A 15199-nucleotide genomic window follows, 5' to 3' on the forward strand; every position below is an offset into this window, starting at 1 on the left:
CTTCTTTATTCCTGCTCCTTTCCATGTGAAGGGTTTGACGGAATGAAAAAAAGCCATAGATGAATGAAGTTCATCTACAGCTTGATATGAATGAAAAGCCAGTCAGAACAGGCATATTCCGACTTCTTCTCTGCATCTCAATATGAATGAGCGTCCAGACAGGATTGCAAAAAGCTGGACTGTCCAAACGTGGTCAACACGCTACCTGAATCATGTCACGATGCTTCTGCATATTCAGTTATCGCGATGCGTACCTGTCGTGGCTGACCAATCATTCGATATCCCACCCGTTTCACATATTTGTTGTTTATTGTATTCGCTCATTCTTTATACGTCAACATAATTATTAACTGAATTGTTATTTACTTCATCCTTATGCCCCGATTTGGACAGTCTCGGTCTGCTGTTTTTCTCTCATGACAAGGCGTTTGTGCGCTATAAGTAAAAAAGGAATGCCCAATGCCGTACTCAGCGCAATCGGGATAAATACCGATAGTCCATTCGCCGCACCGAACTGGCTTAGCAGCAACCCACCAATGACCGGAGCGGCTACATTCCCGAAGTTGTTGAATCCGATAGTTCCAAAATAAGTGCCTTTGAATTCAGGCTTCGCTATCCGGTCAATCAGCATATCCATCATCGTAAACAGCAGCACTTCACCAACAGTAAACAGAATAACACTCACCATCATCAGTATGATCCCTTGGGCCATACCAAAGAGCAGAAGGCTCGCAGAGACAAGCAGATTACCCAGAATCAGCGGCACCAGCGGCGGTGCGTTGCGGAATGTGCGCACGAGCGGATACTGAACGACAAGCACGGTAACGGCATTGAGCGAAAGCATATACGAAAACATCAGGCTTCCATTTTCAAAAATGGGGCTTCTCGCCAAATACTGCGCAAGCGTGGAGCTAAAATGACCGTACCCCAGCACGCAAAAGGTAGTACCGATCAATACGGGCAGAAATACCCGATCCCGCCCCGTTGTCATGAGCGCTTCGCGCAGACGTGGTGCAGCAACCTCCTGATGTACAGGGAAATTGGCATGATGCAGCCTGAACTGCAGAAACAGGACTACACCGTACATGATATACACCAGACCCGAGATCACAAAGGGAAACGTTGATTCCGATGAACCGAGCTGAAATCCGATGAGCGGTCCGAACACTACCCCCAGATTAATGGCAGCATATCTCAGATTAAACACCAGCAGCTTGTTCTGCGGTGATGTAATATCAGATAAAAGTGCTCTGGACGTTGGTTCAAACACAGCTCGGCACAGTCCGTTTAACGTATTGGCAACAAAAAATACCCACAGATGTTCTGCTGCCGAGAATATAAAAAATACAGCGGCCCAACTGAATACCGATACCAGCATCACGATTTTACGGCCGATCCGGTCAGATATATATCCCCCATAGAAGCTGACCAGAACTCCGGCAAGCGAGCTTACGGCCACAGTGACACCCGTTTGAGTCGGGGTTGCTTCAAGCACACGGGTTAAATAGATGGACAGAAACGGAATACTCATCGACGTGACCAGTCGTCCAAACATCGTTCCAATAATAATCGTCCAGGCCAGAGGGTGAATTTGCTTTAAATATGACTGCATCTACATCTCTCCTATCATGCTGCTTTTCTCTATCTCTTTATCTAACGACGTTAAAAAGGGATGTATTCTCTCCTCTTCATAGGTATAATTGTATGAATAAAAGGGGGAAGTAAAAGTGTAAACATTTGTTGTCACTTTTCACCTTTATGAAGGAGCGGCGTTTATGGATACGATTTACACTCATTTTCTGAGACTAGCTGACGCTGAGCAGCTCGTGCTGAAGCTGAATGAACCTGTCCGCGTTACGATTGAAATGCTTTCCGATGTCCTGTGCTGCACACCTCGCAATGTCAAGTTCATTCTGCGCAAGCTGGAGGAGCAGCACTTTATTCACTGGCATCCAGGGCGTGGACGAGGTCATCATTCCGAATTAACGCTGCTGCGAAGCTTGAACGAGGCCTTGGAGGTTCATTTCACCGAGCTTCTATGCAAGGGCAAGCTAAAGGAAGCGATTGAGCTGATTGGAAGTGTCAGAATCGATGAAGTCCTGCGGGAAAAACTCATGCTCACACTGCATCAGCAGATGGGCTTCCACAGTCACTTGGAAACAGGGTCCGAACAGGATATTCTTCGCATGCTGAGATCACGCCAGCTCGGTGATCTGGACCCTGTTTCTGTGTATACAGCATTTGAGACGTATCTATTAGGTCAAGTTTGCAGTACGCTGATTACGTATGATGCGGATACAAACACCTTTCTGCCTGCGCTCGCCCATACTTGGGAATGCAGCAGCGACCATCGGGAATGGGTGTTTTATTTGCGGAAAGGCGTACGTTTCCACGACGGCCGTGTCATGACATCTCAAGATGTTCAGGCTTCCTTGAACCGATTGTTTGAGATAAACTGTTCTTCATTATGGCTGTATCGTGATATCGAGCGTGCAGAAACAGTTGGAGATTATGCTATTCGCTTTGTACTGAAGCAAACTAATCGCTTTTTCCTGCATTTGTTCAGCTGTATTCGTATGACTGTGCTCCCGGCTGATTATGATTCCAACAAGACACTGGTGGGCACAGGACCGTTTCAGATTACAGAAATGAGTGAAGAGGTCATTAAACTGACTGCTTTTGACAGCTACTATGGCATTCGTCCCCATCTGGATCAAGTTCACATCTGGTTTCTTCCAGAGCACGCTTCTTATGACGGTTATTACGATCTGCCCGGTGCCGATCATCTGAGTCTATCTCGAAGCAGCCCGGAGCAGCCCCAGTTCATTGACTATCCTGCTCTCGGATGCCAATATATGCTTTTTAATTTTCATGTGAAGGGCTGTCATCACCATCCTGCCTTTCGGCAAGCGATGCGCATCGTGTATGATTCGGTCACACTGGTGAACGATCTGGGTAAAAATCGCATTACACCAGCCAGCAGTTTCCTGCCCTGGCGAAGTGCTGCCGAGAACTGGAAAGCCAGAGCTCTGGATGAGGCCAAGGCATTACTGGAGCAAAGCGGTTATCAAGGTGAACCTTTCCTGTTATCTCACAAAAAGAATAAAGATGCCGATGTGGCGGAGTGGCTCCAGAAGCGTGCACGTCTGATCGGATTGAATATTGAGTTTGAACCCTTTGATGATTACCTTGATGTCGTGAAGGCTTCCCACGCCCCTTTAATTCTGAGAGAAGAAATACTTGAGGACGATTGGCAGTATGGGATGATCCATTTTTTTAAGAACAATGAAAATTGCTTACATCAATACCTGACTCCAGAGATTCAATCCATTCTGGATGATGTGCTGGCTCCCTTTCCTCAGCTTCCTCACGATGGGCGTACCGAGCTCCTGGAACGGGCTGAAGCCTTGCTAAGAGAGAATGGCTGGCTTTTAACCGGATGTCATATGAATAAAAAGGCCGAGCTGCATCAGAGCATCTATGGCATGCAAACGTCCGAATTCGGTTTTCTGGATATCTCCAAGTTATGGATTAAAAATCCGTAACATTTATCCGCCAGATATTCAGTCCCCGGCATCCGAAGGACAGAGAAGAGACTCCAGGTGAAAGACATCAAAAACCCTCGCTCCGCTGTAACGGGCGAGGGTTTTTGTTTATTTTTTATAATGTATTTCAATAGGTGGATATTAACGTTCGCGGCCGACAAGATAATCCAGCAGATGTTTGAGAAAAGGAATCGGCTTCGGCATCCGGCGCAAGGCATCAAATGCGAAGCAGTAGTGTTCCCACATCGCCTTCTGTGCTCCCTGTTCTCCCAGAATCGAAACAAAGGTGGAGTTGTTGTTCCGTTCATCCTGGCCTGCCGGTTTGCCAAGCACTCGTTGATCCCCTGTATGATCCAGAAGGTCATCCCTGATCTGAAAGGCGATCCCGGCGTGATACGCAAACGTCTTGAGCTCGGCAATCTCCTCGTCCTTCACTTGAGCCAGAATCGCGGGCATCACCAGAGCCGCCTCAAAGGCAATGCCTGTTTTGTAAAAACAGATTGCATTGAGTTCCTCCAGCGTGAGTATTTTCCCTCTTGAACCAAGATCCATGGCCTGCCCCATGCACATGTCCTCTGCTTTGACAGCAGAATATTGAATCAGCTTCAGTACAGCTTGCGCATCAAACTGATGTAACGACGACTGCTCCCGAATAGCTCGCTGGATCAGGAACAGACCCGTCAGCTCCGCAGTCGAGCTGTTATGAAGCTGATGAAGTGTTGAACGCCCTCTTCTAGTGGAAGCATTGTCCTGAGTGGGCAGATCATCAAATATAAGCGAGGCTGTATGCATGAATTCCATGGATCGTAACAGGGGCATGATGGACGACTCTGGCAGTCCGTACTGCTCCACACCCATCACCCAGGTCAGAATAGGACGCAGACGTTTACCGTCACCTTGCAAACTATAATTCGCCGCATCCATAAGCGCAGTCTTCATATCGGGTTCCTCAGCCGATTTGCTGATCTGCAGCTCAACGTTGATTCGTTCACGAACCGTTTGAATGGTATGCTGGAACGTTTCCTTCTGCTGCTTATGCCTGCTAAGCTGCTGAACCACTTCATCGCGTAACAATTTGTCCAGAAAATCTACATCATCCGCTTTGCGCACCATCTGCTGCACGATCTGATTGAGTTCCGGCTGTCCTGCTGCAAAAATACCCATAACCTCATCATATTTTGCCTGTCCGAGCCGTTCTCTACTGCGCTTCAGCCCGTTGATGGCACGATCCAGTATCACCTCGCGAGCCTTGGGACTGGACTCGTAGATATCATGAATCAAGTAGGAGATAACAGCCCAGTACAGTTCATACGGATTGATCAGATCAGGACGAAGATCACGATACTTCAAATAATACGTGTACGGGGTCACCGCTCCAGCCTGCAGATCATCAAACATATCGGCAAAATCATCCGCAAGCTGATTATATATCCCGTAGTGGAAGGTGCGCAGATCAAAGCCTTCATCTTCCGAAGCACTAAGAACGGAACGTACGATGAGCCGGGACGAGGCAGATTTAATGATAATTGGAATGTATAACTCCTCATTGGTATAGTGCGCATTAGTTATTTTTTTGCCGCGGTCAATCTCTTGGGAATGAAAGAAAACATAGGATTGTTCAAAAAAAGTCTGCTGCATCTCCACACGCTGGTAGCTCCGAATATACTCGAACGCCTCTCGAAGCTCAGCGTGGACATAACGAATCACTTCAAGCTGAGGTCCCTCCCATTCTTCAAGATCAGGCACAACTCCTGTAAGAAGCGCTTTCTGAATCATGGCGGAGTATTGCTCCTTTTGTTGTGCGTTCAACGCCTGAGAATCGAGAAGATCATCGACAAAAGGATACGTCAGCCCATAGGAGTATCCCAGCCGAATCGCAGCATCCAATCTCTCGATCCGTTCCTCTCTTGGCGTCTGCTCGGTCAACTCATCATACACGTGCAGCACAACACCCAAAATAATTTTGATCAGTTTGCGCTGTGCTTGAGCTGCATCCAGCTCCTCTGGAATGTTGGCCGCCACATGTTTTAATTTGTCCATCACCCAGATGACTGCTTCTTCCACATGTTCACGCTGCCCCCACCGGTACAGCGCCACAGGACTGATATAATCCGGCTGCTGGTGTTCACTTGCATTTCTCGTAAAATATTTTTGCGTGTCCTGGATCGTACCACGAATATTCTCTTGCGTTTTGGGCGAATCCAGCGCCTGGCCCAAGTCACGCATATAGATATAGGAGATGCTTCTATCAAGATAATCCTCCAGCTTGCCCGTCCCGTTTAACCAGTGAATGTATTTCTGAATGTCTCTGGAATTCGGTTTTCGTTTGCCAGGCAGCCAGTCTAACCAATTCAATCGCTGGATATGCTTCTTCTGCCACTCCTTGAAATCTTCCGCAAGTGTATTCATATGTGCATTCTTCAGCAGCCGCTGTGAGAGAGTTGTAAAATAGTGAGATGCTTTCTGCTCCGCAAGCCGATACGCTTCACCAGCAGCAGCATTAACATCCGCTTTTGCATTCGTACCAGCTTTATCGTCAGTCTCATCCATAAGTAAGTTGTTCATCGGTTGCATCCCTCAACTTCAGTTAAAGTTAAACATGGTCCGGTCATGTTCATATCCTATATACGGGGACACAGCCATTTGGTTACGCTAATTAAAGATGGAGGACCATACTTTAAATGCCGTTATAGCAATCAGAAGCAGCAGAGCGTACCTGAGGAATCGCACATTGATCATAGAACTCGCTCTGGACCCAAGCGAAGCACCAATCAGACTTCCAAGCACCGTATAAATAATCGGCTCTAGAGGAATGTCTCCAGCCGTAATTTTTCCAATAACACCGCCGATTGCAGAGATGAACACAATAGCGAGAGATGATGCAATGGTCGTCCGGACCGGGATTTGTAAAATGGTAAGCATAATCGGAATAAGCACAAATGCGCCCCCGGCCCCGACGATCCCTGATACAATGCCAACGGCAAATGAGCTGCTTGCTGCGATGATTTTATTAAATGACAATGCCTCGTTCGCATCCACGCTGCCCTTGCTGGGAATCAACATAAGTACAATAGCAATCACAGCGAGAATGCCGTAGACCAGGTGAATCATACGTTCATCCAGCAAACCTGAGATAAAAGCGCCAATCAGGCTGCCCGCCAGAATGCTGCTGCCCATAACCAGCACCAATCCAGAATGAATGACAGCCCCTCCCGCTGTACCCGCCTTGGCTTTCCTGCGAAATGCAAGTACACTTGCAAGGGAAGCAAAGAAAACCTGAAACATGCTGATCGCCGACACCTGCTGAGCTGTGAAAGGTTCCAGCCCAACCATCTCAGGCACGTATAGCAGCAGCGGGAAGTTGATAATCGCTCCCCCAATGCCGAGTAGTCCAGAGAAAAATGAACCGATCAGACCCAGTATAAACATGATGATAAACAGCAGAAGATCCATCGGTTAGACGCTTCCTTTCAGAGGATACTATAGCGAAATAAATGGTGAAAACATTAGAATAAAACGCCAAAATTGAAGCAGAAAAAAAGTATACATCACTCATTATTTCGGGTATAATACTTAAAACCAAGTAAATTAATCAGAAATGAGTGATTAAGCATGTTCAACGTGTTGAAGACACTTTTCGTCAATACCTGTCCTCGCTGTAACGAAAAATTACAAGCACATCACGATGCGCTATGCTCCGTCAAAACATGCACTCATTGTGACTACAAAGAAGAAAGCTACGGCTCGCTCGGTGTCCGTATCGTGTATGACAACACCACAAATGGATAAAACGAGACACATAATGACATTGTATCACGAACCGGGAAATTTCGGGATGATTCGACATTTTCAAAAGGCTTGTGATGTATGTCTTGTTATGTATGTATAGAAAAAAGGCACCGGATGCATACCTCCCGTGCCTTTTTATGTTTCATCACATTTATTTTGTTTTGAAGCTAAGAAAACCATCATCCACAGCTACCGTTGTGCCATTCATCGCACTCGCAGCATCACTGAACAAAAACGTAACTACACTTGCCACTTTTTCGGGCTGAATCAATTCTCCACGCATGTGCTGGGTTGCCAGTGCATCCTTCATCGCCTTGTCATTGCCTAATATCGGAGTTTCAATGAAGCCAGGCGCAACCCCGAGCACACGAATGCCGTGCTCAGCCAATTCCAGTGCTCCAGATTTGGACATCATGACCACCGCCGCCTTCGCAGCATTGTAGTTGAAGCTGCCCACAGCTGCCACACTTCCGTAGATCGAAGCCGTGTTCACAATCGTACCCTGCACATTCAGTTCTACCATTTTCTTCGCACCATAGTACATGCCGTAGTATACGCTGTGCTGATCCACATCAATAACTTTGTGATACGATTCCGGGTCCATCTCCAGAAACGGCTTTACAAGCCCGATGCCTGCATTATTGAAAATGCCATTAAATGTGCCATAAGTCTCCACAGTCCAGTCAATCAACGCTTTGATCTCGTCGCCTTTGGATACATCAACTTTATAAGCTCCGGCCTTACCGCCATTTGCTTCAATCTGAGCTGCAACCTGTTTGGCACCATCTTCGTTAAAATCCGCGACAACGATCGTCGCCCCTTGTGCAGCCAGCTGCAATGCTGTTTCTTTTCCGATCCCGCTTGCTCCACCCGTGATAATAAGGACTTTCCCTGTATGTTCGGACATAACATCGATCTCCTTTGCTGTATGAATTTGATGTAAAGTGAACAAAAGTTAGTTTATAACTTTTATATATTAAATCATACTAGTCTGTCTTTCTTTTGTCAAACCGTGAGCCTCGTCCATGATTTGTAGTTTTTCTTTTTAGGGAGTAAATATACAAGGAAAGACGAGCACTCGCTCCGCAAGCTTACTCGTCTTGTTGTATTTATCATTTAAACAAACTATTCACTTTGCAAACCGCTGAGCGGTTCCTTCAAGCTATTCATATTATTGATTAATTCTGGAATACCCGTCTTTTGCCAGTTCTCTGCGGTGAATCCCTGCTCTGCTATCGTTGTTTCGAATTGATTCTGAATGATGGTTGCACGTTAATGATACTTGCTTCCAGAACGCGAATGCAAATGTGTCTGCACACCACAGCATAACGATGTATAATAGATGAATCACACAATAAAGGGATGTCATCATATGCTTCAAGCCTTGAATCAACGCTTGAACCGCATCATGCCACTGATTACCCCCAGCAGTATCATCATTGGTGTACTATGCGGCAGTTATTTATCTTCGTACACGTTTTTGTCCCCCTGGCTGTTTGCTTTCATGACATTTGCAGGCAGTATCAGTCTAAGTGTACGAGATTTCGTAAATGTTCTAAAAAGGCCTCTGCCTTTGTTTATTTGCTTGCTGATCCTGCATCTGGCTATGCCGCTTGTCGCGTTAGGCACAGGTCATCTGGTATTTCCAACCGATGCCTACACGATTACCGGCCTTGTTCTCGCTGCGGTCATTCCCACTGGAATTAGCAGCTTTATTTGGGTGAGCATCTACCGGGGTAATATTGCACTTACGCTTTCTATTATTCTTATTGATACCTTGCTTGCTCCTTTTGTTGTGCCCGGTGTGTTGTCTCTACTTGTAGGTACAAGTGTTTCCCTGGATATCGGGGCCATGATGAGCAGTCTGTTCTGGATGATTGTGTTTCCGTCCCTTCTGGGAATGCTTCTGAATGAGTGGACCAAAGGTGGCATCGTTCCTGTCTGGGGGCCTCGGCTGAATCCGTTATCCAAGCTGTTCATGGCTTCTGTTGTGGCAATCAACGGCTCGGTTGTCGCACCATATCTGGCTGACTTCAACTTGAAACTGGCAGGTCTGGCTGTAATTATCGTCTTTCTTGCTTCCTTCGGTTATGCTTTGAGTTACTTCATTGCGAAGTGGCTTGGCTGGAATGAAGCGGACCAGGTTGCCCTTGTCTTTAATGGGGGGATGCGTAACATTAGCGCTGGAGCTGTACTCGCAGTCACTTATTTTCCACCGCCTGTTGCCGTTCCTGTTGTGCTTGGCATGGTATTCCAGCAGATGCTCGCTTCTCTTTCGGGCTACTTGCTTGGCCGACGTTCTCAGCTTTTGCGTAATACAGATAAAACTTCAGCAGCATGACCGTGCCATAATGATATTAGAAAACGCCGACCCAATGGGTTCGGCGTTTTTGATATTACTTCTGTTGCTATTAGAGCTATAAGTTAAGGTGTAACTTAGGTAAACCTTAATAGTTTAATCTTGAAATTTCTGAAGAGATGCCTAGAACGATAAGAATGATATAAAAAACGATTCCGATAAGTGCCCACATCAATGATGCTTTTGCAAAGTTTGCCTTGGATGGGTTCGAACCGCCGAAAGCCCAGACAAATAACATAATCAGGTTAACGAGCGGGATCATCATAAGAAACAATGTAAGCATCCAACTTCCAAAGCTAACAGACGGTATAGCTGGTTTTTTATGTATTGCTTGATTAGGAGCTGCTTGCATAAACTTGAGGTCCTCCTTTCTGTTTGTTTTTTGTAAAAGCTATGACTTGGTTTTTCCATTCAAAAAACACAGAATGAATTTCCATTAGTAAAAATACCCTATATTTCTGTAATTTTCAATGAAATATTTTCCATGTTTTCAATTCTGCGAATTCTTTTTTTCCTAAAGGATATAACCAACGAAAGAAGCCGACAAAATGTCGGCTTCTTTAACTAGCTGATATCGTTTATACCACAGCTTCAGGAAAGCTGATATGTTATTTCGGTTGGATATATCCTTCGGCTTTGAGCAATTCAGCGATCAGCACTGCACCGCCTGCCGCTCCGCGGAGCGTGTTGTGGGACAAACCAACGAATTTGTAATCATAGAGTGAATCTTCGCGCAGTCGGCCTGTGGATACACCCATTCCGCGTTCGATATCACGATCTAATTTCGTCTGTGGTCTGTTCTCTTCTTCAAAATACGTAATGAACTGTTTCGGTGCACTTGGCAGCGCCAGCTCCTGCGGACGACCTTTGAACTGAGACCAGCGCTCCAGGATTTCATCCTTGCTCGGCTTTTTCTCAAAGTTCACAAACACCGTCGCCAGATGCCCATCGGTTACCGGTACGCGAATACATTGTGTTGTAATGTGTGGTGCAGATGCTTTGACAATCTGGTTATTTTCTACACTTCCCCAGATGCGAAGCGGCTCCTGCTCACTTTTTTCTTCCTCGCCACCGATGTACGGAATAACATTATCCAGCATTTCAGGCCAATCGGTGAAGTTTTTGCCCGCACCAGAGATCGCTTGATACGTGGAAGCCACAACCTGTGTCGGATTAAACTCACGCAAAGCGTGCAGCGCTGGCACGTAACTCTGGATCGAGCAGTTCGGTTTTACCGCAATAAAACCGGTTGTTGTACCCAGACGTTTTCTTTGAGCCTCAATCACAGCCAGATGGCCCGGGTTAATCTCAGGAATAACCATCGGTACATCAGCTGTCCAGCGATGAGCCGAGTTATTGGATACAACAGGCGTGCCTGTTTTGGCGTAAGCCTCTTCCAGCGCCTGAATTTCATTTTTTTTCATATCCACTGCGCAGAAAATAAAATCAACCTGGCTCGCAAATGCTTCAACCTGGGATGCATCCTGCACGACAATATTTTTCACCGGCTCAGGAATCGGAACCGCAAGCTTCCATCTTCCCTGAACAGATTCTTCATACGTTTTACCTGCCGAATTGGCACTTGCTGAAATCGCGGTTACTTCAAACCATGGATGTTGATCCAGCAGGTCTACAAAGCGCTGACCCACCATTCCTGTTCCTCCGACAATACCGACTTTTAATTTTGCTGACATGGAATCATCATTTCCTTTCGGTTTAAGTTAGCTCATCTCTTGTTGTCATCGTACATGGGATACTGGAAGCATTCATTCCCCTATCATTCACACTATTCAGGCCAATCCAAAGCGTGTAATCACAGCTCTGAAAAACCAAAAAATCCCATCCCCAAGACAAAAGTCTCAGGGACGAGATTGAACACTCGTGGTACCACCCAGATTCGCAAATATGTCACCACATCTGCCTCTTCAAGTATGTGAAGGATGACAGTTTCATCCGTTTTATACTCTAGCTCTATAACAGGAGCGCCTGTCACACCATCCTCCAAGAAAGCGGATTCCGATGTGCTGCTCAGAGTCTTTATTCGATAAAAGTTTCTTTGCCCCTTTTCAGCTGCCGGAGCTCTCTGATGAAAGAATGATTTTTATCTACTCGTCTCGTCTTCGCATTTGATATTGCGATTATAATATCAAAGTTCCAGTACGGAAGTAAACAGTTTTTTTTAATTTGCTGTTATAGGATATATTACAAAAATGAAGTTAGTCATGATCGCAAGCAATTATAACTAAAAAGATAAAACCAAAATAGCCTCCGTACGGAATGTTTCCATCGAAGGCTGTTTATAGTTGACACTTGTTTCAAATATGAAGAAACATCATTCCACTTTTCCAGGATACTGAGGCTCATGCACGTCATCTGGCACCGTTTCATCAAAAACATCCTGACCCGGATAATCCCGTACTTCTCCCTCATGCAGCTCATGATTCTCATAATCGAAACGGTGTGCGGTTCTTTGATCCATCCGCCACGGGGAGCTCTTACCAAGAGATTCAGATAACAAGGATGAGCCGTAGGGGCCCTCCGGAAATTCCTCCAGAGTAATATCATTTCGCTGCGATTCCACGGTGGATACGTCCGTATACTCCTGCCTGTCCTCCTGCACAAACTTTTCCTTCATCATTCGCCCCTCCTGATCGTCTTGGGATGATCAACGCATCTTTATGATGAGCGAAACAGAAAGACCTTATGCATTTTTCGTGGAAAACACTGCGTTTCAAGTGCCGATTCATCACTGAATCTGCACCTTTATCCGCGCTGCTAGAACCATCGCATAGATACAAGCAGAGCAAAAACCAGCAGACCGATGATGCCTATTCGCGTATCCCGCCTGCTCCAGACCAGAAGAGAGGAACGAGCGCCAAGCGCAGCGTTTTCTCTCACCTTGCGCATCTCCATGGCAATGGTCATGTCCTCTGCACGCTGAAACAAGGCCATAAGCAGTGGAATGATCAAGGGCCCCAGATCGCGTATGCGTACGGTATTCGGCTTCAAAGCCGCTTTCCCGCGCGACCTTACAATCAGAGAAAACCGCTGCCACTCACTCCAGATCATTGGAATGAATCTGAAAATCAAAGAGACAGCCAGAGCAAACGAAGCGACAGGAAGTTTAATTTTCCGGCCATAGGCCAACACCCAGTTAAGACCCTCAACCATTCGTCCATAAGGTGTTGTTAACGAGAACCACAGGCTTGCCAGAGTTACGATGAACAGACGATAAAGGTTCAGCAGCGTGCCCTCGGCTTGAATCCATGAAAAGCCGAGCTGAATCCCACCTTCGCCCGTCGTTATCGTGCTGCCCGATAACGCTGTGGACAGGACAAAAAACAGAACGAGCGGCTTCATCAGCTTGATGCATCCCGTTAACATCTGACGGGGCAGCACAGCTAACGCACCTGCCACCGGAATCAAGGTTAAGGTCAGGCCAAGCCAGTCCTGCTGAAGCATCGCTGCTGTCACAAGCAGCACGTACAACACCCATTTTAGACGCGGATCGAGCGCGCTATATGCTTCGTTAGAAGGAACAGAAGCAGCAGTTGGTTGTTGAAATTGGGCAGAATCATCATAGTCAGGTATGGCTTCTGGCATTTCTTTCGTATCATGCATATGTTCAGCAGCTGCTGCCTTCTGCCCCCCTGAACGAATAATGGCTTCAGCCATCTCTTCTGCCGTCATCGCTGGATAAGGAAAAGCTATCCCGGCCGCTCGCAGCTGCTCTGCAAGGCGCATTGAAGGAGGTAAACCCATTCCAGCTTGCAGCAGCAGCTCAGGATGAGCGTGCAATTCCAGCGGAGTAACATCCGCAATCAAGCGACCTTCTTTTAACAAAAGCACTCGGTCTGCATACGGCAGAAACGTATCCAGATCATGTGTAGCAATAATTGCCGCACCACCTGACATGCGCTGTTTATCGAGGGAACCAAACAGCAGCTTCACGCTGTGTGCCTCAAGACCCGCGCTGGGTTCATCCAGCAGCATCCAGTCCGGTTTGGTTACTTCTCCAAGTGCAAGTCCCAGTCTTCGCTTCTCACCACCGCTGAGGGCAAAGGGCGAACGCTCCAGGTGAAAACGCCGTTCCCCCTGATCCCCACGAGGCGGGTCCCAATGCGCCAAAGAATCTTCAATCTGCTGCTCACAGTCGTCTTCATTCAAACGATAAGGGCGCAGCGAGTACAGCATCTCCCGCTTGATATCATGCGCAAACAATTGCTGCTCCGGAAATTGAAACACAAGCCCTGTCTGAAGTAGCACCGATTGAGGCACCCTCCCATCACGCCACATTGGTTCGCCTTCCAGCCGAATAACACCGGAATCCGGCGTTTTCAGACCAGCCATGGTCTGCAGCAGTGTTGTTTTGCCTGAGCCAGTACAGCCCAGGAGCAACGTAACCTCACCACGTCTCAGTGTGACTGTAATCTGATCCAGCAGTGTGCGGTTGTTCTCACCCGGGACTCGCACGCAAATATTTTTCAGCTCCATCACCAGCGCGCAACCTCCCTGGCCAGCTGCTCAGGCCTTAAAGGCGCAGCATGCTGCAGCTTCCCCTGCTGCTTCAAGATCAGGCATGTTTTGACCGTGAAAGGTGGCTCCAGTCCCAGCTGTTCACAAGGGGATTGCCCCCCTTTTTGCTGCAAGGCATCGCTTCGTGTACCGCTTTCTTCTGATACTCCTGCACCAGTTTCTTCTGATAGTCGTGTCCCGATTCCTTCTGATAGATGTTTCTCATTTCTTTTTAATAGATCTTTCTTGTTTCTTTCTGATAATGGATAAAAAAACGACATCGGTGTGCCGTCATAGACACATCGTCCTTTATTCATAGCCATGATTCGATCACTTAGCGTTGCTTCCTCCAGATGATGCGTAATCCAGATTACTGCTGTGCCATTGCTCGTCACGGTCTGAACAATATGCTCCAAGCGGTCTCTTGCATCAGGATCAAGCATAGCCGCAGGCTCATCCATAATCAGCACATCCGGCCTGGCTGCAAGTGCTGTTGCAATGTTAAGCAGTTGCTTCTGTCCACCGGATAACTGTGCAATGGCTGCAGTTGGCGGGTGATGAAGTCCGACAATTTGCAATGCTTCCCTTCTGCGGTTCTCCTTCTCCAGACGGGTTATATGTAAATGCGATAATGCAAAATGAAATTCTTCTTCAATCGTATCTCCCAGCACCTGTGCATCAGGCTGCTGTAATACCCCGCGAATGATCAGATTCTCCGGAACATTTCGTTCGCCACTGGACAAGGGCATGAAGCCCAGCAGTATGCCGGCAAGGGTGCTTTTTCCACTCCCGTTTGCACCGACGATACTTAACCATTCCCCTGCTTTGAGTGCAAGCGAGACCCCGTCCAGCGCCTTCTTCACCCCACTGCCCTCAACAGTGTAGTGTACACGTACGTCTTTTAATGAAATGATAGGCAGCTTATCTTGCATTTCAAAATTAGTCCTTTCGCAATTCGAATGAATATGATAATATGCTAATCGTTAACCGA

The 15199-nt window shown here is 46.9% G+C and carries 11 protein-coding genes and 1 other annotated feature; of the genes, 2 read left to right on the forward strand and 9 right to left on the reverse strand.

Translation table 11 applies throughout. The features are described 5' to 3' along the window. Positions 1-373: 373 nt before the first annotated feature. Positions 374-1612, reverse strand: coding sequence for an MDR family MFS transporter (locus tag IEW26_RS09975; protein WP_188592259.1), 1239 nt, complete (start codon positions 1610-1612; stop codon positions 374-376). A gap of 163 nt (positions 1613-1775) precedes the next feature. Here IEW26_RS09975 and IEW26_RS09980 point away from each other — a divergent pair, with 163 nt between their 5' ends. After that, positions 1776-3545, forward strand: a complete 1770-nt coding sequence (locus tag IEW26_RS09980) for an ABC transporter substrate-binding protein (RefSeq protein WP_188592260.1) — start codon at positions 1776-1778, stop codon at positions 3543-3545. 141 nt (positions 3546-3686) lie between these two features. On the opposite strand, the gene IEW26_RS09985 is transcribed toward IEW26_RS09980, so the two are convergent. The 3 genes from IEW26_RS09985 to IEW26_RS09995 form a co-directional block, all read right to left on the reverse strand. Continuing rightward, positions 3687-6095 carry a polyprenyl synthetase family protein gene (locus IEW26_RS09985; protein ID WP_188592429.1) on the reverse strand — a complete coding sequence of 803 codons (2409 nt, stop codon included), beginning with the start codon at positions 6093-6095 and terminating at the stop codon, positions 3687-3689. A gap of 102 nt (positions 6096-6197) precedes the next feature. Further along, positions 6198-6998: a sulfite exporter TauE/SafE family protein gene (locus tag IEW26_RS09990; RefSeq protein WP_188592261.1), complete on the reverse strand. Its 801-nt coding sequence runs from the start codon at positions 6996-6998 to the stop codon at positions 6198-6200. Between the two features lie 487 nt (positions 6999-7485). After that, positions 7486-8241: an SDR family NAD(P)-dependent oxidoreductase gene (locus IEW26_RS09995; protein WP_145402488.1), complete on the reverse strand. Its 756-nt coding sequence runs from the start codon at positions 8239-8241 to the stop codon at positions 7486-7488. Positions 8242-8706: 465 nt separating this feature from the next. Between IEW26_RS09995 and IEW26_RS10000 the strand changes: the two genes are divergently transcribed. Then, positions 8707-9675: a bile acid:sodium symporter family protein gene (locus tag IEW26_RS10000; protein WP_188592262.1), complete on the forward strand. Its 969-nt coding sequence runs from the start codon at positions 8707-8709 to the stop codon at positions 9673-9675. 106 nt (positions 9676-9781) lie between these two features. On the opposite strand, the gene IEW26_RS10005 is transcribed toward IEW26_RS10000, so the two are convergent. The 5 genes from IEW26_RS10005 to IEW26_RS10025 all read right to left on the reverse strand — a co-directional run bounded on the left by IEW26_RS10005 (position 9782) and on the right by IEW26_RS10025 (position 15140). Then, positions 9782-10045, reverse strand: coding sequence for a hypothetical protein (locus IEW26_RS10005; RefSeq protein ID WP_229729767.1), 264 nt, complete (start codon positions 10043-10045; stop codon positions 9782-9784). A gap of 256 nt (positions 10046-10301) precedes the next feature. After that, entirely contained in the window at positions 10302-11387 is a 1086-nt protein-coding gene (asd, locus tag IEW26_RS10010) for an aspartate-semialdehyde dehydrogenase (RefSeq protein WP_188592263.1), read from the reverse strand. 164 nt (positions 11388-11551) lie between these two features. Beyond that, positions 11552-11823: a binding site (T-box leader), on the reverse strand. Positions 11824-12025: 202 nt separating this feature from the next. Next, on the reverse strand, positions 12026-12328 hold the full coding sequence (locus tag IEW26_RS10015; protein WP_145403723.1) for a hypothetical protein: 303 nt from the start codon (positions 12326-12328) through the stop codon (positions 12026-12028). 140 nt (positions 12329-12468) lie between these two features. Next, complete coding sequence (locus IEW26_RS10020; protein WP_229729800.1) at positions 12469-14187, reverse strand: ATP-binding cassette domain-containing protein; 1719 nt, start codon at positions 14185-14187, stop codon at positions 12469-12471. Then, positions 14187-15140: an energy-coupling factor ABC transporter ATP-binding protein gene (locus tag IEW26_RS10025; RefSeq protein ID WP_188592265.1), complete on the reverse strand. Its 954-nt coding sequence runs from the start codon at positions 15138-15140 to the stop codon at positions 14187-14189. Before IEW26_RS10025 ends, IEW26_RS10020 begins: the two co-directional genes overlap by 1 nt. Positions 15141-15199: the final 59 nt, after the last annotated feature.

Origin of the sequence: Paenibacillus silvae, from assembly GCF_014639235.1 — a bacterium.
GTDB lineage: Bacteria > Bacillota > Bacilli > Paenibacillales > Paenibacillaceae > Paenibacillus > Paenibacillus silvae.

What these genes read in the sequence shown, in the direction of transcription:
- IEW26_RS09975 (WP_188592259.1), bottom strand. Translation starts at nt 1,612, where the DNA reads ATGCAGTCATATTTAAAGCAAATTCACCCTCTGGCCTGGACGATTATT.
- IEW26_RS09980 (WP_188592260.1), top strand. Translation starts at nt 1,776, where the DNA reads ATGGATACGATTTACACTCATTTTCTGAGACTAGCTGACGCTGAGCAG.
- IEW26_RS09985 (WP_188592429.1), bottom strand. Translation starts at nt 6,095, where the DNA reads ATGGATGAGACTGACGATAAAGCTGGTACGAATGCAAAAGCGGATGTT.
- IEW26_RS09990 (WP_188592261.1), bottom strand. Translation starts at nt 6,998, where the DNA reads ATGGATCTTCTGCTGTTTATCATCATGTTTATACTGGGTCTGATCGGT.
- IEW26_RS09995 (WP_145402488.1), bottom strand. Translation starts at nt 8,241, where the DNA reads ATGTCCGAACATACAGGGAAAGTCCTTATTATCACGGGTGGAGCAAGC.
- IEW26_RS10000 (WP_188592262.1), top strand. Translation starts at nt 8,707, where the DNA reads ATGCTTCAAGCCTTGAATCAACGCTTGAACCGCATCATGCCACTGATT.
- IEW26_RS10005 (WP_229729767.1), bottom strand. Translation starts at nt 10,045, where the DNA reads ATGCAAGCAGCTCCTAATCAAGCAATACATAAAAAACCAGCTATACCG.
- asd (WP_188592263.1), bottom strand. Translation starts at nt 11,387, where the DNA reads ATGTCAGCAAAATTAAAAGTCGGTATTGTCGGAGGAACAGGAATGGTG.
- IEW26_RS10015 (WP_145403723.1), bottom strand. Translation starts at nt 12,328, where the DNA reads ATGAAGGAAAAGTTTGTGCAGGAGGACAGGCAGGAGTATACGGACGTA.
- IEW26_RS10020 (WP_229729800.1), bottom strand. Translation starts at nt 14,187, where the DNA reads ATGGAGCTGAAAAATATTTGCGTGCGAGTCCCGGGTGAGAACAACCGC.
- IEW26_RS10025 (WP_188592265.1), bottom strand. Translation starts at nt 15,140, where the DNA reads ATGCAAGATAAGCTGCCTATCATTTCATTAAAAGACGTACGTGTACAC.